Source organism: Halanaerobium polyolivorans (assembly GCF_020711195.1).
GTDB lineage: Bacteria > Bacillota > Halanaerobiia > Halanaerobiales > Halanaerobiaceae > Halanaerobium > Halanaerobium polyolivorans.
In genome coordinates this window covers 26846-50966 of sequence record NZ_JAJFAT010000008.1, presented here as the reverse complement: position 1 = coordinate 50966, position 24121 = coordinate 26846, and the positions used below count along the sequence as shown (strand labels likewise).

The window sequence follows — 24121 nt, the reverse complement described above, 5'->3', positions numbered from 1 at the left end:
TTAAAGGAGGCATTTTCTAAATGAATGAGACAATTTATCGTTCCCATGTTTTAGTTTGTACTGGAACAGGTTGTGTTTCTTCTGGTGCAAAAGATTTAAAAACTACCTTAGAAAAAGAGCTTACTGCTAAAGATATGAGCGGTGAGGTTAAAATAGTAGAAACTGGCTGTCATGGATTCTGTGAAAAAGGTCCAATAATGATCATTTATCCTGAAGGAGTATTTTACTGTGAGGTAAATGAAAAAGATGTGAAAGAAATCGTTGATGAGCACCTTCTAAAAGGAAGAACTGTAGAAAGACTGCTCTTTAAAGAGCCGATGACAGAAGAGCAGATTCCATCTTATCAAGATATAGATTTTTATAAAAAACAGCAGCGTATTTCACTTAAAAATTGTGGGCATATTGACCCAGAATCCATTGATGAATATATAGCTGTTGGTGGTTATGAAGCAGCAGGTAAAGCCTTAACTTTAATGGAGCCTCAAGAAATCATCGATGAGCTTAAAGAATCTGGCCTCAGAGGAAGAGGTGGAGGTGGATTCCCAACTGGTTTAAAGTGGCAGTTTGCCAGAAATACAGAATCAGACAAAAAATATGTGATTTGTAATGCAGATGAGGGAGATCCAGGAGCATTTATGGATAGAAGTCTGCTTGAGGGTGATCCCCATGGGATTATAGAGGGTATGATGATTGCTGCTTATGCTATTGGAGCAGATGAAGCTTATGTTTATGTAAGAGCTGAATATCCTTTAGCAATTACCAGATTAGAAAAAGCGATTCAGGACGCTGAAGAATATGGACTACTAGGGGAAAACATTTTTGATAGTGGTTTTAATTTCAAACTTCATATTAAAGAAGGTGCTGGTGCCTTTGTTTGTGGTGAAGAAACTGCTTTGATGAATTCTATCGAAGGAAAAAGAGGGATGCCTAAACCAAGACCACCTTATCCATCAGTAAGTGGTTTATGGGGCAAACCTACCAATATAAATAATGTAGAAACTTTTGCTAATGTACCATATATAATTAAAGAAGGAGCAGAAGCTTTTTCATCTATTGGAACTGAAAGTAGTGCAGGTACCAAAGTTTTTGCTTTAACCGGCAAAATCAATAATACTGGTTTAGTAGAAGTACCTATGGGAACAACTTTAAGAGAGGTAATCTTTGAAATCGGTGGTGGACTTGATAAAAATAAGAAGTTCAAAGCCGTTCAGACCGGTGGTCCTTCCGGAGGATGTTTACCTGAAGAATATTTAAATCTACCGATCGACTATGATTCTCTTTTAGATGCTGGAACTATGATGGGTTCTGGTGGTATGGTTGTAATGGATGAGGATTCCTGTATGGTCGATGTAGCACGTTTCTTTTTGAACTTTACCCAGAGTGAATCATGTGGTAAATGTACTCCCTGTAGAGAGGGTACAAAAAGAATGCTGGAAATATTAAATAGGATTACTGAAGGTGAAGGTAGAGAAGGAGATATAGAGTTACTAGAAGAATTAGGAGACCATATCAAAAGTACTTCTTTATGTGGACTTGGTAAATCAGCTCCTAACCCAGTTTTATCTACCATAACTCATTTTCGCAAAGAATATGAAGCCCATATAAACCATCAAAATTGTCCTGCTGGAGCCTGTCAGGATCTGCTCAGCACTTATGTAATAGCTGCTGAAGATTGTATAGGCTGTGGAAAATGTGCAAAAGTTTGTCCTGTTGATGCAATTAGTGGAGAAATCAAGGGAGTCTTTGCAATAGATGAAGATGTTTGTATAGCTTGTGGAGCCTGTGAGCCAGTTTGTCCGGTCGATGCGATTTCACAGGGTTAATCCTGATAATAGGAGGGAATTAAATTAATGGAGAACAAAGTTAAACTTCAAATAGATAAGCAGACAATAGAAGTTAGTGAAGGTAGTACGATTTTGGATGCTGCCAAGTCAGTTGGTATTGATGTACCTGTATTATGTTATCACCCTGATTTAAGCTTACACGGTGCCTGTAGGGTTTGTGTTGTTGAGGAAGAAGAAAGTGGAGAACTTCTCGCCTCCTGTGCTGCTCCGGTAAATGCGGGCATGAAAATTAATACCCGCAGTATTAAGGCCAGAAAAGCCAGAAGAAGAAATGTTGAGCTTCTTTTAGCAAATCACCCTAATGATTGCTTAGGTTGTAATCGTAATGGCAGCTGTGAACTGCAGGATATTACCTATGACCTTGGTATTACCAAAGAAGATATAGAAAGGGTTTCTGGTGCAGTAAGAGAACACGAAATTGATGATGTAGGACCTGCTTTAAGAAGAGATTTGAATAAATGTATTCTCTGTGGTCGCTGTGTTAGAATCTGTGAAGAAGTTCAGGGAGTTTCTGCTCTACAGTTTACTCAGAGAGGTTTTAATTCAGTAGTAACAACTGCTTTTGACATGCCGCAGAGAGATGTAAACTGTGCAAACTGTGGTCAATGTGCTTCAGTCTGTCCAGTTGGGGCAATTAATGAAAAAAGTGAAATCGAGAAGGTATGGTCTGCCTTAGAAGATGATGATATACATGTAATTGTGCAGACTGCTCCTTCTATTCAGGCTACCTTAGGTGAAGAGTTTGGTATGAGAGCTGGTTCTGTAGTAACCGGAAAAATGGTTGCTGCTTTAAGAAGACTTGGGTTTGATAAGATATTCTCAACCGACTTTGCAGCAGATCTAACAATATTAGAAGAGGGAAGTGAGTTCTTAAAGAAATTAGAAGGTGAAGGTACTTTACCTCATATCACATCCTGCTGTCCAGGCTGGGTTAAATATGCTGAGCATAACTATTCTGATCTTTTAAATCATCTTTCTTCTGCTAAATCACCGATGCAGATGTTTTCTGCCCTGGGTAAAACCTATTATCCTCAGCAGTCAGGAGTTAAAGCAAAAGATGTTTATACAGTTGCAATCATGCCCTGTACAGCTAAAAAGTTTGAAAAGAATAGAGAAGAAATCAATGCAACCCGTTTTAAAGATACAGATGCTGTTTTAACAACCAGAGAACTGGCCCGGATGATCAAAGAAATGGGGATCAACTTCTCTAAATTGGCTGATGAAGATTTTGATGAATTAATGGGAACTTCAACCGGTGCTGGAACTATTTTTGGTACCACAGGTGGAGTTGCAGAAGCTGCAGTTAGAACCGTAAAAGAAAAATTAACCGGGGAACCACTTGAGCAATTAAATCTTGGCTTTAGAGGGGTTAATTTTGCAGAGGTTGAAATTGGTGATAGAACTGTAAAAATTGCTATTGCTAATGGTCTTGGTAATGCAGAAAAACTTCTGGAGGCATGTAGAGAGGGAGACTGCGAGTGTGACTTCATAGAAGTTATGGCCTGTCCTCATGGTTGTGTTGGTGGTGGAGGTCAGCCCAGACCTGCAACCAAAGAGAAGAAAATTAAAAGAGGTACAGGTTTAAGTGGGATCGATGATAAAAGTGTTGTTCGTAAATCACACAAAAACCCACAGGTTATTAAACTATATAAAGAGTTCTTAGGTGAGCCAATGAGTGGAGAATCACATCATTTATTACACACCACCTATAAGAGCAGACCTAAAAACTAAATTAAAAAATTGATATTTGGCATTTTGATGTTGAATATTTAAATTGATTATCAAAAGCTGTGCTGTTTAAGCTATTAAATGGTACAGCTTTTTTTATATTAATCTGCCAATAATTATTTCTGTTAAATTGATTTGATTTGTATTATAATAGATAAAAGAGAGGGGGGGAGAGATAAATGTTGGATATCTTTAAGAAAAAAACAGAATATCTTGCTGCACCATTTTCAGGAAAAGTGATTAAATTACAGGATTTAAGTGATGAGACATTTGCCAAAAAGATCTTGGGAGATGGGATTGCAGTTGAGCCTGAAGATAAGGTGTTAAAATCTCCTTGTGCGGGTGAGGTAGTTCAGGTCTTTACTACCGGACATGCCCTGGGCATTCAAACAGATTTGGGCTTAGAAATTTTAATTCACATAGGAATCAATACCATTAGACTTAATGGGAAAGGCTTTAGTAAAAAAATAAAAAATGGGGATAAGCTCGAAGTGGGTACACCTTTAATTGAAATCGATCTTGATTATATTAAAAAAAATGCAGATGGGATTTTTACACCAATTGTGATTACAAATATGGATAAGGTTAAAAATATCAAATTCTTAAAAAGTGGCTGGGTAGAAAGTGGTGAAAAGCTGCTTGAGGTCGAACATTATTAAATGAGAAGGGTTTTAAGCTTTTTAATTCTTTTTAAATTTGATATAATAAATTTTAAAGTATAAAAGACAGGATGATATTTTATGGATTTTAAAAGAATTGTAGTAAAAATAGGGAGCAGTTCTCTAAGCAGTAAAAATGCCAAGCTTAATTTTACAAAAATTGATAATTTGACCAGACAGCTGGTTGATTTAAAAAACCAGGGTAGAGATGTAATACTGGTTAGTTCTGGTGCTATTGCTGCTGGAATGGGAGAATTGGGTTTTGTCAAAAGACCTAAATCTATTCCTGAACAACAGGCCTGTGCTGCTGTTGGTCAGGGACTATTGATCGGAATATATAATAAATTTTTTCGTGAATATGGGGAAAAATGTGCCCAAATTTTATTAACTTCAAGTGATTTAGAAAATAGAAGCAGATATTTAAATGCTTTCAATACCCTCACAGAACTTTTAGATTATGGGGTAGTACCTGTAATTAATGAAAATGATACTGTTGTTACAAATGAGATCAAGGTTGGAGACAATGATACACTTTCAGCTAGAGTTGCAGGGCTTGTTGAAGCTGATTTATTGATCAATCTTTCTGATGTAGAAGGCCTATATAATATCTCACCAGCAGATAATGAAAAAAATTTAAAGCTGATTTCTCTGGTTGAAAAAATTAATCAAGATATCGAGGATATGGCCGGTGGTAGAGGCAGTTCAGTTGGTACTGGTGGTATGCAGACCAAAATAGAGGCAGCAAAAATTGCTGTAAATTCAGGTATTGTAATGATTATTGGTCCTGCAGAAGATAAAAATTCTCTTTTGGATTTAGTTAAGATGGCTGAAAAAAAAGAATATAATATTGGTACTACTTTTTTAGCTGAGAAAGATAGCTTATCTAAAAGAAAACAATGGCTCAATTTTAATTTGCCCCCTTCAGGAAAGGTTTTTGTTGATAAAGGTGCTGCAGATGCTCTAATCAAAAGGGGTAAAAGTCTGCTGCCAGGTGGTATTACTGGAGTTGAAGCAGATTTTAATAGTGGAGAACTTGTTTTAATCAGTGATGGAGAGCAGACCATTGGTAGAGGTATTGTAAATTATAGTTCTGATGAGATCGAAAAAATCAAAGGAGCTCATTCAGAAGAGATCAAAAACATTCTTGGTTATTTTAATAAAAGCGAAGTAATCCATAGGGATAATATGGTAATAGGAGGAGATCATAATGAGTATTAGAGAAGAGTTGATTTCTCAGGCTGATGCTGCTAAAGAGGCTGCAAGGAAACTGGCTAAAGCTTCAACAGGAGATAAAAACAAGGCCTTAAATTTAATTGCAGACAAGTTAATCGAAAGACAGGCTGAAATACTGGAAATTAATGAAGAGGATATGAGTAATGGTAGAGCCAATGGTTTAAGTAGAGCCCTTTTAGACCGTTTAAAATTAAGTGAAGACAGGATTGAAGCAATGGCCCAGGGCTTAAGAGATGTCGCTGCTCAGGAAGATCCTATTGGTGAAGTTCCAAAAATGTGGAAACGTCCCAATGGTTTGCAGATTGGTCAGATCAGGGTTCCACTTGGAGTCATAGCCATTATTTATGAGGCTCGTCCTAATGTAACGGTAGATGTGGCAGGACTTTGTCTTAAATCAGGTAATTCTGTAATTTTAAGAGGTGGCTCAAATGCCTTCAACTCAAATCAAATTTTAGCCAATATTATTCAGGATGGCTTAAATGAAGCCGGTTTAGACAAAGATAGTGTTCAACTTATCTCAACAACCGACCGCAAGGCTGTTGATGTTTTATTTACATTAAGCGATTATTTAGATGTTTTAATTCCACGAGGGGGAGCAGGTTTAATTCAAAAGGTGGTTAATGAATCAAAGATCCCTGTAATTGAAACCGGGGTTGGTAACTGCCATGTCTATGTTAATAAAGATGCTGATATAACTAAGGCTAAAAAAATAGTCTTTAATGCTAAATACTCTCGTCCTGCAGTTTGTAATGCTGCTGAGAGCCTGCTTGTTGATAGTGAAATTGCAGAGGAATTTCTGCCTGAAATGGGGAGGATTTTTGCAGAAAGCAATGTTGAGCTCCGCGGCTGTCAAAAAACAAAGGCCATTCTTCCCGGAATAAAAGATGCTGTTGAAGAAGATTATTATAAAGAATATAAAGATTATATTATGGCTGTTAAGGTTGTGGATGACTATTCTGAAGCAGTTGAGCATATTTATAAATATGGAACAAAACATTCTGAAGCGATAATCACCGAAAATTATACTACAGCAAGGAAATTTTTAGATGAGATAGATGCTGCAGCTGTATATGTTAATGCTTCAACCAGATTTACTGATGGAGGTCAATTTGGTCTGGGAGCAGAAACAGGAATCAGCACCCAAAAACTTCATGCTCGTGGTCCAATGGGATTAAAAGAGTTAACAACTACAAAGTATATAATTATGGGTGATGGACAGATTAGAGAATAGTTTATTTAGGAGGTCAAGATGAAACTAGCTATTATTGGACTTGGTAATATGGGTCAGACTATTTTAGAGGGAATTTTGAATAATAATATCTTAGCTGCTGAGGATATTGCAGCAGCTGATAAAAAATTTGCAGCAGCTGATTTTGCTTTAAAAAATAAATATCCAGAAATTCATTTTACAAGTGATAATAAAGAAGCGGTGTTTGAAGCCGATTATGTTATTTTGGCTGTAAAACCTCAGATCTTTTCTCAGGTCTTAGAAGAAATAAAAGCTCTTAGTGCTGATAAGCTAATCATTTCTATTGCTGCCGGGATAAAAAGAGAATTTATTGAAGCTAAACTAAGTCAAAATAGCAGGGTTGTGAGGGTAATGCCCAATACTCCTGCCCTGGTTGGAGAGGGGATGAGTGCCCTATCCTTTGCAGATGATTTGGCTGAAAAAGAGAGACTATTTGTTAAAAAGGTCTTTAAAGCTTTTGGCAGGATTATTGAAGTTAAAGAAGAGCAGATGGATGCAGTTACCGCTTTAAGTGGTAGTGGGCCTGCTTTTGTTTACCTTTTTATTGAGGCTTTATCTGATGCAGGTGTATTAAAAGGCTTGGACAGGCAAACCGCCCTTAAACTTGCTGCTCAAACCCTTAAAGGTGGAGCAGAGATGGTTTTAGAGAGCCAAAAACATCCTGCTGAGTTAAAAGATATGGTTACATCTCCAGGTGGGACAACCATTGCTGGGGTAGCTTCTTTAGAAGAATCTGGCTTTAGATCAGCAGTTATTAAAGCTGTTTCTGCAGCAGCAGAAAGATCAGAGGAGCTGGGCAAATAAATGACAAGAGAAGAGCTTAAATTTATCAGCAGCTCTGCTGAGCAGAGCATTGAATTCGCAAAAAAAATAGCTGCTTACTTAGACCCCCCAAGCCTGATCCTGCTTAAGGGGGAACTTGGTTCAGGTAAAACTTTAATGGCCCAGGGTATAGCTTCTGCTTTAGGTTATGAAGATGAGGTTACAAGTCCGACCTTTAATCTTGTTCAAGAATATCGAGCTGCTCAGGAAATAATTCATATGGATTTATACAGGCTTGATAAAAGTGAAGAATTGATAGAAATCGGTTTTGAAGATTATTTAAACAGAGATGCTGTTATATTAATAGAATGGCCGGAAATTGCTCTATCTTTAATTCCGGCTGATTTTATTTTTATAGAGATTATTAAAAAAACAAATGATAAAAGAGAGATAATTATCAGTGGTGAAGGAAAAAAGGCAGAGAGATTAGTGGAAAGGTTGTTTAAAAATGTTAATTCTAGGGATTGATACTTCAACAGATTATTTAGCTTTATCTCTTTTAGAAGATAATCTAGTTAAAGCAGAATATAATTTGAGTTTAAAAAGACAACACAGTGAAAAATTACTCCCCTTAATGGAAGAACTTTTTCAAACTTTTGCAATTAAAGCTCAGGATTTAGATGCAATTGCAGTTTCTATCGGGCCGGGTTCATTTACCGGACTCAGAATAGCTATTACAACTGCTAAAATGCTTGGTAGAATTTTTGATATCCCTGTTAAGGGTATTTCTACCTTAGAGATTATGGCTGCCGGACAGAGGGCTGATTATATATTAACAATGCTTGATGCTAGAAGGGCTAGGGTCTATTATTCTTTTTACAGCAGAAAAAAAGCTGATTTTAAAACTGATTTAGAAAAGAAATTAAATTTAAAAGAGCTTTATCAGGCTTCCAGCATTAAAATAGAGCAATTAGCAGAGCTTTTATCAGCTTATAAAGGTGAAGAGATACTGCTGCTTGGTGATAAAACTGATAAAGCAGCCGAAATATTGAAGAGAGAGAATTTTAATGTAATAACTGCAGACCCAGAAAATAATTATCCCAGGTCTGCAGTTTTAGCGAGATTGGGTAGAGATTATATTAACTTGGGACAGGAAGATGATATTTATCAGCTTAAACCGGCCTATTTAAAAAAACCACAGGCAGAGTTAAATTGGCAGCAGAAATATGGGGGTTAATAATTTGAATGCTAAACGGAATTATAAAAATAAAGAAGATGACATTTTCATATTGGCTTTAGAAAGCTCCTGTGATGAAACCGCAGCTTCTGTTAATAAAAACGGTTTGGAAGTTCTAGCAAATGTGGTATCTTCACAGGTAGAGCTGCATCAAAAATTCGGGGGAGTAGTACCCGAAATAGCTTCGCGTAAACATTTAGAACTACTGCTGCCGGTGATTGATGAGGCTTTAGAAAAGGCCGGCCTTGAATTTAGAGATTTAGATGCGGTTGCAGCTACTTATGGCCCGGGCCTTGTTGGAGGACTCTTAGTTGGTTTAACTGCTGCTAAGGCTATTGCTTTGAGCTTAGAGATACCATTAATAGCTGTAAATCATATTGCAGGCCATATCTATGCTAATTTTATTGATAATCCTCAAATTAAAAAACCATTAATCTGCTTAACTATTTCTGGTGGTCACACTGATCTCCTTTATTTTGAAGACCTTAAAGGTTATGAAATTTTAGGTAGAACAAGAGATGATGCTGCTGGAGAGGCTTTTGATAAAATCGCAAGATATATGGGTTTAGGATATCCAGGTGGTCCTGCGATTGAAAAAGCTGCTGTAGAGGGAGATCCTCAGGCTATTGATTTTCCCAGAGCTGTAATGGCTGATAATAGCTTTGATTTCAGTTTTAGTGGTCTTAAAACAGCTGTAATGAATTATATAAATAATCAAAAACAAAAGGGTAAAGAAATAGATCAGGCTGATCTTGCTGCAAGTTTTCAGGAAGCTGTAGTTGACAGCTTAAGTTCAAAACTACTGGAAGCAGTTAAAAAATATGATATCAAAAGTGTTGTTCTTTCAGGAGGAGTTGCAGCAAATAAAAGGCTGAGAGAGGTAGTTGAAGCTGAGCTGAAGGAAGTAGAAATTGAATTTTATTATCCTTCTCTGGAGCTTTGTACTGATAATGCTGCCATGATCGGTGCAGTAGCATATTATCAATATCTTGACAGGGATTTTGCCTCACTTGCCATCAGTGCAGATCCTTCTTTAAAGCTGTAGGTGAAAAGATGCTAAAAAATAAAAGAGAAATCTTATTTAAAACTGTCAAAGAAAATAATATTTTACCTATAACTTCTATCTGTAAATTAAACTGTATTTTCTGCAGCCATAAAAATAATCCACCTGAAATTGAGACATATAGTTTTGGCCACTTAGATTTTGAACTGATTAAAACTATGCTGGAGTTTCTTGATCATAAAGAAGCCGTTATTATAGGTGAATCAGCCAGTAAAATAATTGAAGGTGAACCTTTTACCCATCCTAAAATAATGGAAATACTAAAACTCTTAAGGAAAAAAAGGCCTGAAGCAGAAATTAAAATAACCACCAGTGCTTCTTTTATCAAAGTAAGAGAACTACAGCAATTAGCAGAATTAAAACCACTGGAGTTAAATATTTCTTTAAATGCCCCGGGTCCAGAGGAACGGGTTTTTTTGATGAATGACCCTCAAGCTGATAATGTTTTTAAAATAATCAAAGAGCTAAAAGATTATCCGATTGATTTTCAAGCCAGTATAGTATCAATGCATCATCAGCTGGGTTTTGAAAGTTTAGAAAAAAGTCTCGACTTTCTAGAAAGATATAACCCTCCACTAAGTTTAAGAATATTTTTAGCAGGATTCAGTAACTTTGCCGAAGGAAACAATGAGGCTCAGCCTGGATTTTATTTCAAATTAAAAGAATTTATCAACAGCAGAGCTGATAATTATTCTTATCCGATTATAATTGAGCCCCAGATTATCACCGATTTAAAAGCTGAGCTAGAGGGTATTATTAAAGAATCTGCAGCTGATCAGGCTGGCCTAAAAAAGGGAGATATAATCTTAGAAGTGGCCGGACAAAAAATCAAAAGCAGGGTTGATGCATTCTATAAAATCAAGGCTTGTGCAGATCCTAAAATAATTTTTAAGAGAGAAGGACGGAAAAGAACTGTTACTTTAACTAAAGTGGCAGGCCAGAAATCGGGAATTATTATCTCCTATGATATTTCTGCCAGAAAAAAAGCAGAGCTTTTAGCTTATCTTGAGCAGAGCTCTAAAGCTGGCAAAAATATTTCTACTACAGCAATCAGCTCGAAAATTGCCTTTACTCTTTTAAATAATATCAGCCAAAAATATTTAGGAGAAGGATATAATTTTACTTTATTAAAAGCTGAAAACGAATTTTTTGGTGGTAATATATTTGCAGCCGGCTTATTATTAAACAGTGATTTGAAAAAAGTTATTGAAAAAAACAATCCTAACTGCCAAAGGTTGATTTTACCGGAAATAATTTATGATTATTATGGTAATGATTTAGCCGGAAATCACTATACAGAACTTGAAGATAAATATGATTGTGAAATTATTTTATTATAATTTTTATCTATAAACATAAAATTAATAATTTAAAAGATATTAAAAGAATAAAAGAGCTAATTAACTCTAATAGTCTTTAATAATAATTTAAAGCAATTATTGGCTCTTTAGCGAGCTTGATTTTAATTTCCTTCTTAGATATTATATTTACAGTGCTTGTTAGCACTCACCTCAATTGAGTGCTAATCATAAATGAAAATAAAAAGAAGGGGGTTATTTTTTAATGAGTATTAAACCATTGAATAACAAAGTTGCAGTACAATATCTAAAAGATGAAAAAGAAGAAAAAACCACAGAAGGTGGAATTGTAATTCCTGATTCAGCTCAAAAGGATGAAAAACCACAACAGGGTAAAATAGTTGCTGTGGGAGATAATATCGCTGAAGAAGGAAAAGAAGATCCTGTAGTAGTTGGAGATCTGGTTGTATTTGATAAATATGCCGGAACTAAAGTAGAAATTGATGAAGAAGAATATATTATTCTTGAAATCAAAGATGTTTTAGCAGTAATTAGCTAAATATCAATTAAATTTAAGAATCAGCATTTTCTGATTTAAATTTACATTACTTAGAGATTTTTTTATTGTCTAGAGAGCTTGTTTTCTTTAGGATTGGAAATGAAATTTAAAATGCACTTTACTTTTAGATCGTTGTTTGATGATCGATTGATCTATCAACTTTAATTAACAATATTAAAATATAACTCAGTTTTATCATAGGAGGTTTAAATAATGCCAAAAGAATTAAAATTTGGTGAGGAAGCTCGCCGTAAATTAGAAAGTGGAGTTACAACTTTAGCTAATGCTGTTAAAGTTACACTTGGACCTAAAGGACGTAATGTTCTTTTAGAACAGAGTTTTGGTGCTCCAACAATTACCAATGATGGAGTAAGTATTGCTAAAGAAATCGAAGTTAAAAATCATTATGAGAACATGGGTGTCCAGGCAGTAAAAGAAGTTGCAACCAAAACTAATGATGTTGCTGGTGATGGAACTACTACAGCAACTGTATTAGCAGAAGCAATATTTAAAGAAGGAATTAAAAATGTTGCTGCAGGTGCAAATCCAATGCTGCTCAAAAGAGGAATACTTAAAGCAGTTGAAACATTAACTGAAGAAATTGCTTCAGTTTCAAGACCGGTTGAAGGCAAAGAAGCTGTATCACAGATAGCTACTATTTCTGCTGGAAACGATGATGAAATCGGTCATTTAATTGCAGAGGCTATGGAAAAAGTAGGACAGGATGGAGTAATCTCTGTTGAAGAATCAAAAAGCATGGGAACTTCTTTAGAAGTTGTAGAAGGTATGCAGTTTGATCGCGGCTATCTTTCTCCATATATGGTAACAGATACAGATACAATGGAAGCTTCATTAGAAGATCCATATATTTTAATTACAGATAAAAAGATAACCAGTATTCAGGATATCTTACCACTCTTAGAACAGGTTGCTCAGTCAGGTAAAAGCTTATTAATTATCGCAGAAGAGGTTGAAGGAGAAGCATTAGCTACCCTTGTTGTTAATAAAATTCGGGGAACCTTTAATTGTGTAGCTGTTAAAGCACCTGGATTTGGAGAGCGCCGTAAAGCAATGTTAGAAGATATTGCTGTATTAACAGGTGGTACTTTAATCACTGAAGATCTTGGTCTTAAACTTGAAAATGCAAGTGTGAATGATTTAGGTCAAGCACATAAAATTACTATAACTAAAGATGATACCACTATTGTAGAAGGTAATGGTGATAAAGATAAAATTCAGGATAGAATCAATCAATTAAGAAAGCAAATTGAAGCTTCTACTTCTGAGTTTGACAGTGAAAAACTACAGGAAAGACTTGCTAAGTTAGCCGGTGGAGTTGCAGTAATTCAGGTTGGTGCTGCTACAGAAACCGAATTAAAAGAAAAACAGCATAGAATCGAAGATGCTTTATCTGCTACTAGAGCGGCTGTAGAAGAAGGTCTAGTTGCAGGTGGAGGAACCACTTATTTAGAAGTTATGTCAGCTTTAGATGATCTCAATTTAGAAGGTGACATGGGTACAGGAGTAGATATTGTTAGAAAATCTCTAGCTGCTCCAATCAAACAAATCGCTTCAAATGCTGGTTTTGAAGGCTCAGTTATTGTAGAGAGAGTAAAAGAAAAAGGAGCAGGAATTGGCTTTGACGCTATGAAAGGCGAATATGTTAATATGATCGAAGCCGGAATTATTGATCCTGCTAAAGTTACTCGCTCAGCCTTACAAAATGCTGCTAGTGCAGCTGCCATGCTCTTAACCACCGAATGTCTAGTTGCCGATAAAGGTGATGATGATGACGATAATGGTGGCGGAATGCCCGGAGGTATGCCCGGAGGAATGGGCGGAATGGGCGGCATGGGTGGAATGGGCGGTATGATGTAAGCCTGATTCCATTCAATAATAAAAGACTGATTATAAAGTGCATCCCGTTGGGGTGCACTTTTTTAAATTTTTAAAAGGTTTTTTAGTTCTTTTAGAGAATAACATAATAAGAGAAATTCATTAAAATAAATTATAATAAAATTTAACTAAAGGTTCAGTCTAAAAATACAAATCATTTTAAGCTCGCTCAGCTTGCTAATTATAGCAATTATTTCCAAATAACATTAATTTTCTAAATATTGAATTTTTTTCTGAGCAGTGTTATAATATAAATGGATTAAATTAAATATTTAACAATAAAATGCTGTGGGATAGGGTGGTTATATGATAAAAGATTATGATATTTATATTATCTCTGATTCAGTTGGTGATACGGCTGAACAGGTGGCACGGGCGGCAGCAGAACAGTATAAAGATGCAGATTATGAAATTAAAAAACATCCGTATGTAGAAAGCAAAGCTAAAATAGATGATATTTTTGAGTCTATTCCGAATAAAGAGTCTCTGGTTGTATATACCATTGTTAGTGAAGAAACAACCAAATACTTAAAGAAAATTTGCAATGAAAAAGGATTACCCTGTATTGATATTATGGGGCCCTGTCTTTCAACTTTTAGTGATTTTATTGGTCAAGAACCAGCTAGAGAATCGGGGGTGATAAGGAAGTTAGATGAAGACTATTTTAAGCGAGTTGAGGCAGTAGAATTTGCTGTAAAGTATGATGATGGCAAAGATCCTAGAGGAATCCTAAAAGCAGATATAGTCCTCATAGGTGTATCTCGTTCTTCAAAAACTCCTTTAAGTATGTACCTGGCTCATAAAAATTATAAAGTGGTTAATATTCCACTTGTTAAAGGAGCCAAGGTGCCTGAACAGGTTTATGAGGCTCCCAGAAAAAAAGTGATTGGTTTGACAATTGATCCTTCAGATTTAATAGAAATTAGAAGAGAGAGGATCAGGGTGCTGGGACTAGATAGTGGAGTTGATTATGTTTCAATAGACAAGATCATTGAAGAATTAGATTATGCCGAAAAAATTATGCGGCAGGTAGGCTGTCCGGTAATAGATATGACGAAAAAGGCTGTTGAAGAAGCAGCTAATTTGATTATTGATATTATTAATGATTTAAATTAATTTTGGTGGTAAATTTTAATATCACTAAGTATATTATACAAGGAGGGGTTTTGTTGAAAAAGTATATCTACTCATTTGACGAAGGTAAAAAAGAAATGAAGTCATTGTTAGGTGGTAAAGGTGCCAATCTTGCCGAAATGAGCCATATAGGTTTGCCGGTACCTCCAGGATTTACAATTACAACTGAAGCATGTCTCAAATATCTCGAAATGGGTGAAGAGCTTGAAGATCAGATTAAAGAAGGTATTTTTGACTATATTGAAGAGCTGGAAGAAAAGCAGAATAAAAAGTTTGGTGATCTGGAAGACCCCTTGTTAGTTTCTGTTCGTTCAGGTGCGGTAATTTCTATGCCTGGTATGATGGATACTATTTTAAACTTAGGTTTAAATGATAAAAGTGTTGAGGGTCTTGCCAAAAAAACATCAAACCCAAGATTTGCTTATGACAGCTACAGAAGACTCATTCAGATGTTTGGTAATGTTGTTTTAGGTATACCCGCTTATGAATTTGATAATTTCCTAGAAGATAGAAAAGAGAAAAATGGTTATGATAATGATACAGAACTTGAAGTTCAAGATTTAAAAGATATAATTGAAAAGTTCAAAAATCTGATTAAAAAACGTAAAAACATAGAGTTTCCACAAAAACCTGAAGAACAGCTATTAATGGCTGTTGAAGCTGTTTTTAGTTCCTGGAATAACTCCCGGGCCAGATCATACAGGAATATTAACGATATTCCTCATGATTTAGGTACAGCGGTTAATGTACAGACCATGGTTTTTGGTAACATAGGGGAAAATTCTGGTACCGGAGTTGCTTTTACCAGAAACCCAGCAACTGGTGAAAACAAGGTCTTTGGCGAATTCTTACTCAATGCTCAGGGTGAAGATGTTGTAGCAGGAATAAGAACTCCTAAAGATATCAGTGAACTTAAAAGATTAATGCCTGAAGTATACGAAGAATTCGTAGAATTAACCGAAACATTAGAAAAACATTATAAAGATATGCAGGATATCGAGTTTACCATTCAAGAGGGAGACTTATATGTACTGCAGACCAGAACAGGTAAAAGAACCGCAGATGCTGCAGTTAATATTGCAGTAGATATGGAAGAAGAAGGTTTAATTGATAAGGAAACAGCTATCTTAAGAGTAGATCCTGAAGATATAAGCCAGCTGCTTCATCCTAATTTCAAAAAAGATGAATTAGAAAAAGCTGATATGTTGGCTAAAGGACTGGCTGCTTCTCCTGGAGCAGCAACAGGTAAGGTTTATTTTACCTCTGAAGATGCCGTACAAGCTGCAGAAGATGGAGAAGATGTGATTCTGGTTCGTAAGGAAACATCACCTGAAGATATTGAAGGTATGGTTAAAGCAGAAGGTATTTTAACTTCCCGTGGTGGTATGACTTCTCATGCTGCAGTTGTAGCAAGAGGTATGGGTAAGTGCTGTGTTGCAGGAGTTGGAGATATTAGAGTTGATGAAGACGCTAAAAAATTCTATGTTGATGATAGGGTCTTTAGTGAAGGTGACTATATTTCTCTCAATGGTAGCTTAGGTGAGGTCTATGCAGGTGTAATAGAAACCACAGATGCTCATTTAAGTGATAATTTCATGATGCTGATGGAATGGTCTGATGAATACAGACAACTTGGTATTTATACAAATGCAGATACTCCCAAAGATGCTGGAGTTGCCCTTGATTTTGGTGCAGAAGGTATAGGCTTATGTAGAACAGAGCATATGTTCTTTGAAAGCGGTAGAATTATTTCGGTTCGAGAAATGATAGTTGCCAATACCAAGAAAAAACGGAAAAAAGCTCTAGATAAGCTTTTCCCTTATCAAAAAGATGATTTTAAAGAGATATTTAAAGTTATGGAAGATAAAGCTGTAACAATTAGATTATTAGATCCACCCTTACATGAATTTTTACCTCAAAATGAAAATGATATTAAGTCATTAGCAAAGGAACTTTCAATTCCAGTTGAAAGCCTCAAAAGAACGATCGAAGATCTGGAAGAAATGAATCCTATGTTAGGCCATAGAGGCTGCCGCTTGGGTATCAGCTATCCTGAAATTTATAAGATGCAGGTAAAAGCGATCATTTCTGCAGCTTTAGAGGTTAATGAAGAAATGGGTTATGATGTTCAGGCAGATATTATGATTCCTTTAATTGGTACCGAAAAAGAGCTTGTCATTTTAAGAGAGCAAGCATTAGAGGTAGCAGAAGAATTGATAGATCAAGCAAGTGTTGATCTCAGTTATACTATTGGTACCATGATCGAGATTCCAAGAGCAGCCTTATTAGCCGATGATATTGCTAAACATGCTGACTTCTTCTCCTTTGGAACCAATGATTTAACCCAGATGACCTATGGATTTTCTCGTGATGATGCCGGTAAATTCATTAATCAGTACATGGATAAAGAAATATTCCAAAAAGATCCTTTTGCAACCCTTGATCAAAAAGGAGTTGGGAAATTAGTAGATATGGCTGTTAAACTTGGCAGACAAACTAAAAAAGACTTAAAAATAGGAATTTGTGGTGAACATGGTGGAGAGCCTTCTTCAATAGATTTCTGCCACAGAGTAGGTTTAGATTATGTTTCCTGCTCACCATATAGAGTCCCTATTGCCAGACTTGCAGCTGCTCAGTCAGCAATAAATAATGATTAAAGGTTAAAGAAAAAAATGAATATTAAGCAGTAATTATTAGCTCCCCTCTGGAAAAATAATTTTTAAGCAGGGGAGCTTTTAGCTTAATATCTTAATTTTCTACCTTGACAAAAGTGTATTTTAAACTGTATACTTTAGTAAATAAAAGCGGAAGGGGAATTAGATGGAATACGATAAAATACTGATCCTTGATTTTGGAGGACAGTACAGTCAGTTGATCGCAAGAAGAATAAGAGAATTTAATGTATATTCGGTAATAAAAGCACATAATATTTCTTTAGCTGAAATTAAAGAAATTGATCCAGCAGCAATTATTTTATCAGGAGGTCCTGATAGTGTAACTTTAGCTGGAGCTCCAGGTGTTAATCAGGGTATTTTTGAACTGCAGATACCAATTATGGGAATCTGCTATGGGATGCAGTTAATGGCCCAACTTTTAGAAGGTGGAGTAGTAGAGAAAGCTGAACATGGTGAATATGGTAAGGCCAACTTAGAGATTTTCTCCGGCAGGGAGATATTTAAAGATATTGATAGCAATACTCAGGTTTGGATGAGCCATGGTGACCATGTAAAACAGCTTCCCGATGGTTTTGAAAGAATTGCCCAAACCGATTTAACCGAAACTGCTGCAATGGCAGATTTTGAGCGGGATTTTTATGGTCTTCAATTTCATCCCGAAGTAAATCATACTTTAGAAGGAAAAACAATGCTCCATAACTTTCTCTTTAAAATAGTAAAGGCTCAGGCCAGCTGGAATATGGCAGATTATATCAATGAAGAAATAGAAGCAATTAGAAATCAGGTAGGCAAAGGGAAGGTCATCTGTGGACTTTCTGGAGGGGTAGATTCTGCTGTGGCTTCTGCAATTGTGCATAAAGCTATTGGTGACCAATTAACCTGTATTTTCGTAGATCATGGTCTGCTGCGTAAGGGTGAAGCTAAACAGGTTAGAAGGACCTTTGGTGAGGAATTCAATATCCCATTAATTTATGTAGATGCTAGAGAACGTTTTTTAGATAAATTAAGTGGTGTTAGTGAACCTGAAGAAAAACGCAAAATCATTGGGGAAGAATTTATAAAAGTATTTGACGAAGAAGCAGAAAAACTTGAAAATGTGCGTTATCTGGTTCAGGGGACAATTTATTCCGATGTTATTGAAAGTGGAGGTACCGAAAAATCTGCTACTATCAAAAGTCATCATAATGTAGGTGGACTTCCAGATGAGATGAATTTAGAATTGGTTGAACCACTTCATTTTTTATTCAAAGATGAGGTAAGAAAAATTGGTGAGGTTTTAGGTTTGCCGGAAGAAATCGTCTGGAGACAGCCATTTCCTGGTCCAGGTTTAGCGATTAGAATTATCGGTAATGTAGATAAGGCTAAATTAAATATTTTAAGAAATGCTGATGCAATCATTCAGGAAGAAATTAGAGATGCAGGCCTATACAAAGAAATATGGCAGTCTTTTGCTGTACTACCAGATCTGCGCAGTGTTGGAGTTATGGGGGATGAAAGGACTTATGGTTATCCAATTATTTTAAGAGCTGTAAACAGTGATGATGCAATGACTGCTGACTGGGCGAGATTACCTTATGAATTAATGCAGTCTATTTCGAATCGAATTGTAAATCAGGTTGCTGAAGTAAACAGAGTTGTCTATGACATCACTTCTAAACCCCCTGGAACTATTGAATGGGAGTAAATAAGAGAAAAGGGGTGTAAACTTTGTCAAGAAAAGTAGATGATAAATTTACTGATCAGTTGTTTAAAGCAATTTTATTGTTAGAAGATGAAAAAGAATGCTATGACTTTTTTAGAGATATTGCTACAGTTGGTGAGATTAAAGCTCTTGGGCAAAGGTTAGAAGTAGCAAGGATGCTTAAAAAAGGCCATACTTATGATCAGATAGTAGAAGAAACCGGGGTCAGTACAGCTACTATTAGTAGAGTCAAGCGTTCTTTAGAATATGGGGAAGATGGTTATAATTTGATTTTAGCAAGATTAAATAATAATAAAAGTGAGTAAATTAAAAAAGCCGGCTGCGGTTATTCTGCAGTCGGCTTTAAGAATTGAAAAGAAATTTTATTCAATATTTTCTTTTTCCATAATCGAACGGGCAATCACTATTCCAGAAACTGAAGCCTGCATTAAACCTCTTGTTATACCGGCTCCATCACCACCGAAATAAAGATTATTTATTTTACTTTCTAAATTATTTTTTACGTCCAGACGGGAAGAATAAAATTTAACTTCTACCCCATATAAAAGGGTATCCCGGCTGTATAGACCCGGAGCTAATTCATCTAAGGCCTCTAACATCTCAATAATTCCTGTCAAATGTCTGTGGGGAAGAACTAAAGACAAATCACCTGGAGTAGCATCTTTGAGAGTAGGCTCGGTAATAGATCTTTTAAGCCTTTCTTCAGTAGTTCTTCTGCCATCTAAAAGATCTCCAAGTCTCTGGACCAATACTCCACCGGCAAGTAAATTTGCCAGTTTAGCTATATCCTTACCATAGGTAATCGGCTCATGAAATGGTTCGGTAAAGGTTTTACTAACCAGAAGGGCAAAGTTAGTATTATGAGTTTTTATATCAGAATGACTGTGTCCATTAACGGTAATTAAACCCTGATTATTTTCACTAACAACCTCTCCATAGGGAGACATACAAAATGTCCTAACCTTATCATCAAAAGTAGGAGTATGATAGATCAGCTTTGTTTCATATAAATTATCTGTTAAATACTCGGTAATTGCAGCTGGACATTCAACTCTAACTCCGATATCAACCGGATTAATGGCTGTTTTAATGCCAAGCCTTTTTGCTTGATTTGTCAGCCATTCTGCATTTTCTCTTCCGGCTGCTGCCATCACAAATTTTGCTTTAATAACTTCACCTTCAGCAGTTTTAACAGCTTTTATTTCTTCCTCTTCAACAATAAACTCCTTAACATTTGCGTTGAAGCGGATTTCAACCCCCTCTTTTTCTAAATAATCCTGCATATTTTGTAAAACTACCTGGCTGTAGCCAGTTCCTAAATGCCTTAATCTAGCAGGAATAAATTTTAATTTTGCTCTAACCGCTTTTTTGCGGATTTCATTTTGTTTATCTTTTGGGACTCCAAAAACCCTATCTGGAGCTCCAAATTCCATATAGATATCATCTACATAAGAGATGTTTTCTGTTAAAGCCTGTCTGCCGATATATTTTTCTAGGTTACCACCGATATCAGGAGATAAAGATAATTTACCATCACTATAAGCACCAGCACCTCCCCAACCGGAAACAATCGCACAGCTTTTGCAATTTACACAGCCTTTGCCCGGGTTTTCTTTCATGGGGCAGATTCTTTTTTCCAGGTCAGTACCTTTTTCTAAGATAAGAATACTTAAGTCTGCATCTTTTTTAATCAATTCCATTGCAGTAAAGATACCAGTAGGACCAGCACCAATAATTATTACATCATAATCATTTTTTGTCATTAATATTAAACCTCCAGGTTTTAATTATGTCTAAATTATTAGACAAACCACTTAATACTATTCTTGACAGCTGCTAAAAGTCCTGCTTTATTTCTTAATAAATTGCCATTAATTAAAAATAATTAAAATAATTCTTGTTTATTGCGTTGAATGTAAAATCATAACTTGAAATTAAAAAGGAAATAAATTAAACTTTATTTAATGAGTCAAGTTTATAATAATTTATTTGGAGGAGATAGAGATGAAATTTGAAGTAGGAGAAAAAATTCCTGATTTTAAACTTAGTGACCATAATGGTGAAGAACTCAGCTTAGCTGATTTTGAGGGTAAAAATATATTATTATCATTTCATCCTTTAGCCTGGACAAGAGTTTGCAGAATGCAGATGGAATCATTAGAAGATAATCATCAAGTATTTAAAGAAAATAATACTGTGCCTCTGGGATTAAGTGTTGACCCTGTTCCTGCCAAAAAAGCCTGGGCAGAAGAACTTGGCTTTGAAAATCTTAAATTGCTCTCTGATTTCTGGCCCCACGGAGCTTTTGCCTCAGAACTTGGTATTTTTCTGGAGAAAAAGGGTATTTCCGGTCGGGTTAACATTTTAGTTGATGATCAAGGAGAAGTACTCTGGTCTAAAGTCTATGATATGCATGACCTACCAGATATCGAAGAGGTTTTAAAAGAGGTTAAAGCAAATCGCTAATTTTTAAGAAAATATTTTAAATATAAAGCAGGCAGAAGGCGCTTAATCTAAAAAGCCTTTTTGCTTGCTCTTTGTTTTTTATGGTATAATTTAATTTAGAATCTCAATAGCTTGATTTTTTGATTTTAAGGACTGGAGGCTAATAAATGGAAGCTCTGCTCTATCTATTTATAGTATTATTATTTATTTTAGAATTGGCAGCTATCTTTATACCACTGTTGCCTGATTCAATATTTTTTTGGACAGCTGTTATTTCCTACAGATTGATTATTCCGGAATCGGAATTTTCTCTTTTCTTTTACACAGGTGCTGTTATAATAACAGTCCTGGTTTTTTTGGCTAATTATCTTTCTAATGCATATTTTGTTAAAAGACAGGGTGGAAGTAATAAAACTGTTATTGCTGCTGGACTGGGGATTTTTCTGGGGGCCCTGCTTTTAGGTCCACTTGGCTTTATAATCGGTCCTTTTATATTGATCTTTGTGGTAGAATATTGGCAGAGCAAAAACAGAGATAATGCTTTTCGCCTGGCTTTAAGCAGTCTTAGTGCTTTTTTTGCCAGTACTTTGGCCAGATTTCTTATGCAGCTTTTTTTGATAATCTGGTTCTTTATAGAAATTTTTTAGGAGGAAGCTTATGTATAAAATTTATCTCGGTGATACTGGTACCGGCAAAAGTACAATCTTAAAAGAAAAATATCAAACTATAGCCCAGGCTAATTTAAGTGAAAAAATCTTATTCTTTTTAAAAAGTGCTAAAGCAGTAAATGCCTACCGGGAAGAATTGGATTTAGATTTACTGGGTAATTTAAATATATATACCTATTTTGGTTTTGTGAATCAAGAATTAAATAAGAATTGGCCTGCAGTAGAAAGAAAATATAGTGGAGAAAACAAAGTGGTAGAAGCTACCTTTATGAATATAGAAACCTCCCATTTTTTGATGAGCAATTATGTAGCAAAATATAGGCAGGAAAAATCATATTTTAGGGAAATTAAAGCTAAACCGGTGCAGATTGCAGTCCAACTGATAGATAATCTTAATTTAGCTGCTTTTAATAGGCTCGAATTTGATCAACTAAAAAAGAGGCTATTTCTCTGGACAAATGATGATGCAAAGCGGAGAGAATATGCAGAACAGTCGGTAGAGATCATGGCTAAATTTCGTGATTTTTGTCTGCGCTATAGACTCTTAGATTACTCTGCAGCTGTAAGCATTTTTAATCAATATCTATTAACAGACCCTAAGTATCTAGATAATTTGAATTCCAGATTTGACTATCTTTTAGTAGATGATCTAGAAAAACTTATCCCTGCCGGTCAGAAATTGATTAAAAAATTAAGTGCAGAAAATATAGAAGCTTATTTTGCTTTTAATCAAAGTGGTGGTTTTAATAGATTTTTTGGTGGTAATCCGGCAGCAGCAAAAAAAATGTTTTTTCCTGATGCTCAGGAGATCATTAAACTTGAAAAAAGCTATACCTCTGCAGAAGAAAGCAGTAGATTGGCCGAGAATATTAAAAGTGTGGTTAAAAAAAGAGAGGGCAAATTAATTCAGTCACCTCTACTTAAAGCAGAAATAGATAGTGAATTAAGGGGAGAGATGCTGATCGAGGTAGGGCAGAAAATTATTAGCCTTTTGAAAAATGGAGCAGCTGAAAGTTCAATTGCCGTTATTTCTCCTCAGATTGATAAGGTTTTAAGTTTTAGTTTAGAGAGGATTTTGGAGAAAAACGGTTATAATTTAAGTAATTTTAATCGCTCAAAAAGATTGGTCGATATCCCTTTTGCCAGAGCTTTATTGATCCTTTATCTTTTTTACTCAGATAAAACTGAAATGATCGGGGTTTCTTCTCTTCAGCAGAGTTTAAGCTTATTATTAGAGCTAGATCCCCTCAGATCATATATTTTAGCAGAAGAAATTGCAGCAGCAGGAATGAGCTTTATTGAGCTGGAAGAAAACAAGCTGCGCTTAAAGATAAATTTTGCCGCTGCAGAAAAATATGATTATTTAAAAGCCTGGCTGGAAGATAAAAAAAGTGAGGAGCTAACAATAGATAGTTTTTTTCAGGCTGTATTTAGTGAGCTATTGGCTCCCTTGAATCCTTCTCAAGAAGATATTTTTGCCTGCAGACAGATGATCGAATCTGTAGCCCGTTTTCGTTCTGCAGTGGAAAACTTTCATAAAAGAAAAGAAGATCTAAGCAGCAGATATATTGATATGATCTATGAAGGTACTTTAGCAGCTGAAACACTTTTTAAAGGTCAGTCAGAGGATAAAGGGGTTATTTTGGCCTCCCCATATAAATTTTTATTTTCACCAGAGCTTGAAGGAGTTGAGCATTTATTTTTGCTCGACATATCAAGCAGTCACTGGTTAAGAAGTATTGCTAAAGAACTTGTAAATCCCTATATATATTCAGAAGGCTGGCAGGAAGAGCAAGAATGGAATGATAAGGTAGATCAAAATATCAGGTTAAAACAATTAAGTGATTTCCTTGTTAGCCTTGTTTATAAAGTAAATGATAGTATTTATATAGCAGATAGTTTTTTTAACAGCAGTGGTAGAGAACAGGATGGTCCATTATACCGCTGGCTTGATGTGAGAGGAGATTAA

20 protein-coding genes are annotated in these 24121 nt (G+C 35.6%); 19 read left to right on the top strand and 1 reads right to left on the bottom strand.

Features of this window, described 5'->3' with window-relative positions:
• The first annotated feature begins 20 nt into the window (after positions 1-20).
• From nuoF to LJ207_RS06695, 16 genes are all read left to right on the top strand, one after another.
• Positions 21-1823 (top strand): NADH-quinone oxidoreductase subunit NuoF, encoded by a 1803-nt coding sequence (nuoF, locus tag LJ207_RS06770; RefSeq protein WP_229345448.1) that lies wholly within the window; start codon positions 21-23, stop codon positions 1821-1823.
• Between the two features lie 27 nt (positions 1824-1850).
• Positions 1851-3575, top strand: a complete 1725-nt coding sequence (locus tag LJ207_RS06765) for an NADH-dependent [FeFe] hydrogenase, group A6 (protein WP_229345446.1) — start codon at positions 1851-1853, stop codon at positions 3573-3575.
• 176 nt (positions 3576-3751) lie between these two features.
• Positions 3752-4231, top strand: coding sequence for a PTS sugar transporter subunit IIA (locus tag LJ207_RS06760; protein WP_229345437.1), 480 nt, complete (start codon positions 3752-3754; stop codon positions 4229-4231).
• 81 nt (positions 4232-4312) lie between these two features.
• Positions 4313-5449, top strand: a complete 1137-nt coding sequence (gene proB / locus LJ207_RS06755; RefSeq protein WP_229345435.1) for a glutamate 5-kinase — start codon at positions 4313-4315, stop codon at positions 5447-5449.
• On the top strand, positions 5439-6695 hold the full coding sequence (locus LJ207_RS06750; protein ID WP_229345434.1) for a glutamate-5-semialdehyde dehydrogenase: 1257 nt from the start codon (positions 5439-5441) through the stop codon (positions 6693-6695). The genes proB and LJ207_RS06750 overlap by 11 nt, the downstream gene beginning before the upstream one ends.
• Positions 6696-6713: 18 nt before the next feature.
• Positions 6714-7517, top strand: coding sequence for a pyrroline-5-carboxylate reductase (gene proC, locus LJ207_RS06745; RefSeq protein ID WP_229345432.1), 804 nt, complete (start codon positions 6714-6716; stop codon positions 7515-7517).
• On the top strand, positions 7518-8003 hold the full coding sequence (gene tsaE / locus LJ207_RS06740) for a tRNA (adenosine(37)-N6)-threonylcarbamoyltransferase complex ATPase subunit type 1 TsaE (RefSeq protein WP_229345430.1): 486 nt from the start codon (positions 7518-7520) through the stop codon (positions 8001-8003).
• Complete coding sequence (gene tsaB, locus LJ207_RS06735) at positions 7984-8712, top strand: tRNA (adenosine(37)-N6)-threonylcarbamoyltransferase complex dimerization subunit type 1 TsaB (protein WP_229345428.1); 729 nt, start codon at positions 7984-7986, stop codon at positions 8710-8712. The genes tsaE and tsaB overlap by 20 nt, the downstream gene beginning before the upstream one ends.
• 4 nt (positions 8713-8716) lie before the next feature.
• Positions 8717-9757, top strand: a complete 1041-nt coding sequence (tsaD, locus tag LJ207_RS06730) for a tRNA (adenosine(37)-N6)-threonylcarbamoyltransferase complex transferase subunit TsaD (RefSeq protein ID WP_229345427.1) — start codon at positions 8717-8719, stop codon at positions 9755-9757.
• 8 nt (positions 9758-9765) lie between these two features.
• Complete coding sequence (locus tag LJ207_RS06725; protein WP_229345425.1) at positions 9766-11115, top strand: DUF512 domain-containing protein; 1350 nt, start codon at positions 9766-9768, stop codon at positions 11113-11115.
• A 223-nt stretch (positions 11116-11338) separates the two neighbouring features.
• Positions 11339-11632, top strand: coding sequence for a co-chaperone GroES (locus LJ207_RS06720; protein WP_229345423.1), 294 nt, complete (start codon positions 11339-11341; stop codon positions 11630-11632).
• A gap of 213 nt (positions 11633-11845) precedes the next feature.
• Positions 11846-13510: a chaperonin GroEL gene (groL, locus tag LJ207_RS06715; protein ID WP_229345422.1), complete on the top strand. Its 1665-nt coding sequence runs from the start codon at positions 11846-11848 to the stop codon at positions 13508-13510.
• Between the two features lie 324 nt (positions 13511-13834).
• Positions 13835-14644, top strand: coding sequence for a pyruvate, water dikinase regulatory protein (locus LJ207_RS06710; protein WP_229345420.1), 810 nt, complete (start codon positions 13835-13837; stop codon positions 14642-14644).
• 50 nt (positions 14645-14694) lie between these two features.
• A complete protein-coding gene (ppdK, locus tag LJ207_RS06705; RefSeq protein ID WP_369414170.1) occupies positions 14695-17319 on the top strand; it encodes a pyruvate, phosphate dikinase in 2625 nt (874 codons plus the stop codon).
• Between the two features lie 163 nt (positions 17320-17482).
• The gene (guaA, locus tag LJ207_RS06700) at positions 17483-19021 is read left to right on the top strand and encodes a glutamine-hydrolyzing GMP synthase (RefSeq protein ID WP_229345417.1); all 1539 of its coding nucleotides are present in this window, start codon (positions 17483-17485) and stop codon (positions 19019-19021) included.
• Between the two features lie 23 nt (positions 19022-19044).
• Positions 19045-19344: a YerC/YecD family TrpR-related protein gene (locus LJ207_RS06695; RefSeq protein WP_229345415.1), complete on the top strand. Its 300-nt coding sequence runs from the start codon at positions 19045-19047 to the stop codon at positions 19342-19344.
• 57 nt (positions 19345-19401) lie between these two features.
• Here LJ207_RS06695 and LJ207_RS06690 read toward each other — a convergent pair whose 3' ends face one another.
• Positions 19402-20802, bottom strand: coding sequence for an NAD(P)/FAD-dependent oxidoreductase (locus LJ207_RS06690; protein WP_229345413.1), 1401 nt, complete (start codon positions 20800-20802; stop codon positions 19402-19404).
• A gap of 241 nt (positions 20803-21043) precedes the next feature.
• Between LJ207_RS06690 and LJ207_RS06685 the strand changes: the two genes are divergently transcribed.
• The 3 genes from LJ207_RS06685 (at position 21044) to LJ207_RS06675 (ending at position 24121) form a co-directional block, all read left to right on the top strand.
• On the top strand, positions 21044-21505 hold the full coding sequence (locus LJ207_RS06685) for a redoxin domain-containing protein (RefSeq protein WP_229345411.1): 462 nt from the start codon (positions 21044-21046) through the stop codon (positions 21503-21505).
• Positions 21506-21651: 146 nt separating this feature from the next.
• Complete coding sequence (locus tag LJ207_RS06680; protein ID WP_229345409.1) at positions 21652-22131, top strand: DUF456 domain-containing protein; 480 nt, start codon at positions 21652-21654, stop codon at positions 22129-22131.
• Between the two features lie 10 nt (positions 22132-22141).
• Positions 22142-24121 carry a UvrD-helicase domain-containing protein gene (locus tag LJ207_RS06675; RefSeq protein WP_229345407.1) on the top strand — a complete coding sequence of 660 codons (1980 nt, stop codon included), beginning with the start codon at positions 22142-22144 and terminating at the stop codon, positions 24119-24121.

What these genes read in the sequence shown, in the direction of transcription:
- nuoF (WP_229345448.1), top strand. Translation starts at nt 21, where the DNA reads ATGAATGAGACAATTTATCGTTCCCATGTTTTAGTTTGTACTGGAACA.
- LJ207_RS06765 (WP_229345446.1), top strand. Translation starts at nt 1,851, where the DNA reads ATGGAGAACAAAGTTAAACTTCAAATAGATAAGCAGACAATAGAAGTT.
- LJ207_RS06760 (WP_229345437.1), top strand. Translation starts at nt 3,752, where the DNA reads ATGTTGGATATCTTTAAGAAAAAAACAGAATATCTTGCTGCACCATTT.
- proB (WP_229345435.1), top strand. Translation starts at nt 4,313, where the DNA reads ATGGATTTTAAAAGAATTGTAGTAAAAATAGGGAGCAGTTCTCTAAGC.
- LJ207_RS06750 (WP_229345434.1), top strand. Translation starts at nt 5,439, where the DNA reads ATGAGTATTAGAGAAGAGTTGATTTCTCAGGCTGATGCTGCTAAAGAG.
- proC (WP_229345432.1), top strand. Translation starts at nt 6,714, where the DNA reads ATGAAACTAGCTATTATTGGACTTGGTAATATGGGTCAGACTATTTTA.
- tsaE (WP_229345430.1), top strand. Translation starts at nt 7,518, where the DNA reads ATGACAAGAGAAGAGCTTAAATTTATCAGCAGCTCTGCTGAGCAGAGC.
- tsaB (WP_229345428.1), top strand. Translation starts at nt 7,984, where the DNA reads ATGTTAATTCTAGGGATTGATACTTCAACAGATTATTTAGCTTTATCT.
- LJ207_RS06725 (WP_229345425.1), top strand. Translation starts at nt 9,766, where the DNA reads ATGCTAAAAAATAAAAGAGAAATCTTATTTAAAACTGTCAAAGAAAAT.
- LJ207_RS06720 (WP_229345423.1), top strand. Translation starts at nt 11,339, where the DNA reads ATGAGTATTAAACCATTGAATAACAAAGTTGCAGTACAATATCTAAAA.
- groL (WP_229345422.1), top strand. Translation starts at nt 11,846, where the DNA reads ATGCCAAAAGAATTAAAATTTGGTGAGGAAGCTCGCCGTAAATTAGAA.
- LJ207_RS06710 (WP_229345420.1), top strand. Translation starts at nt 13,835, where the DNA reads ATGATAAAAGATTATGATATTTATATTATCTCTGATTCAGTTGGTGAT.
- guaA (WP_229345417.1), top strand. Translation starts at nt 17,483, where the DNA reads ATGGAATACGATAAAATACTGATCCTTGATTTTGGAGGACAGTACAGT.
- LJ207_RS06690 (WP_229345413.1), bottom strand. Translation starts at nt 20,802, where the DNA reads ATGACAAAAAATGATTATGATGTAATAATTATTGGTGCTGGTCCTACT.
- LJ207_RS06685 (WP_229345411.1), top strand. Translation starts at nt 21,044, where the DNA reads ATGAAATTTGAAGTAGGAGAAAAAATTCCTGATTTTAAACTTAGTGAC.
- LJ207_RS06680 (WP_229345409.1), top strand. Translation starts at nt 21,652, where the DNA reads ATGGAAGCTCTGCTCTATCTATTTATAGTATTATTATTTATTTTAGAA.
- LJ207_RS06675 (WP_229345407.1), top strand. Translation starts at nt 22,142, where the DNA reads ATGTATAAAATTTATCTCGGTGATACTGGTACCGGCAAAAGTACAATC.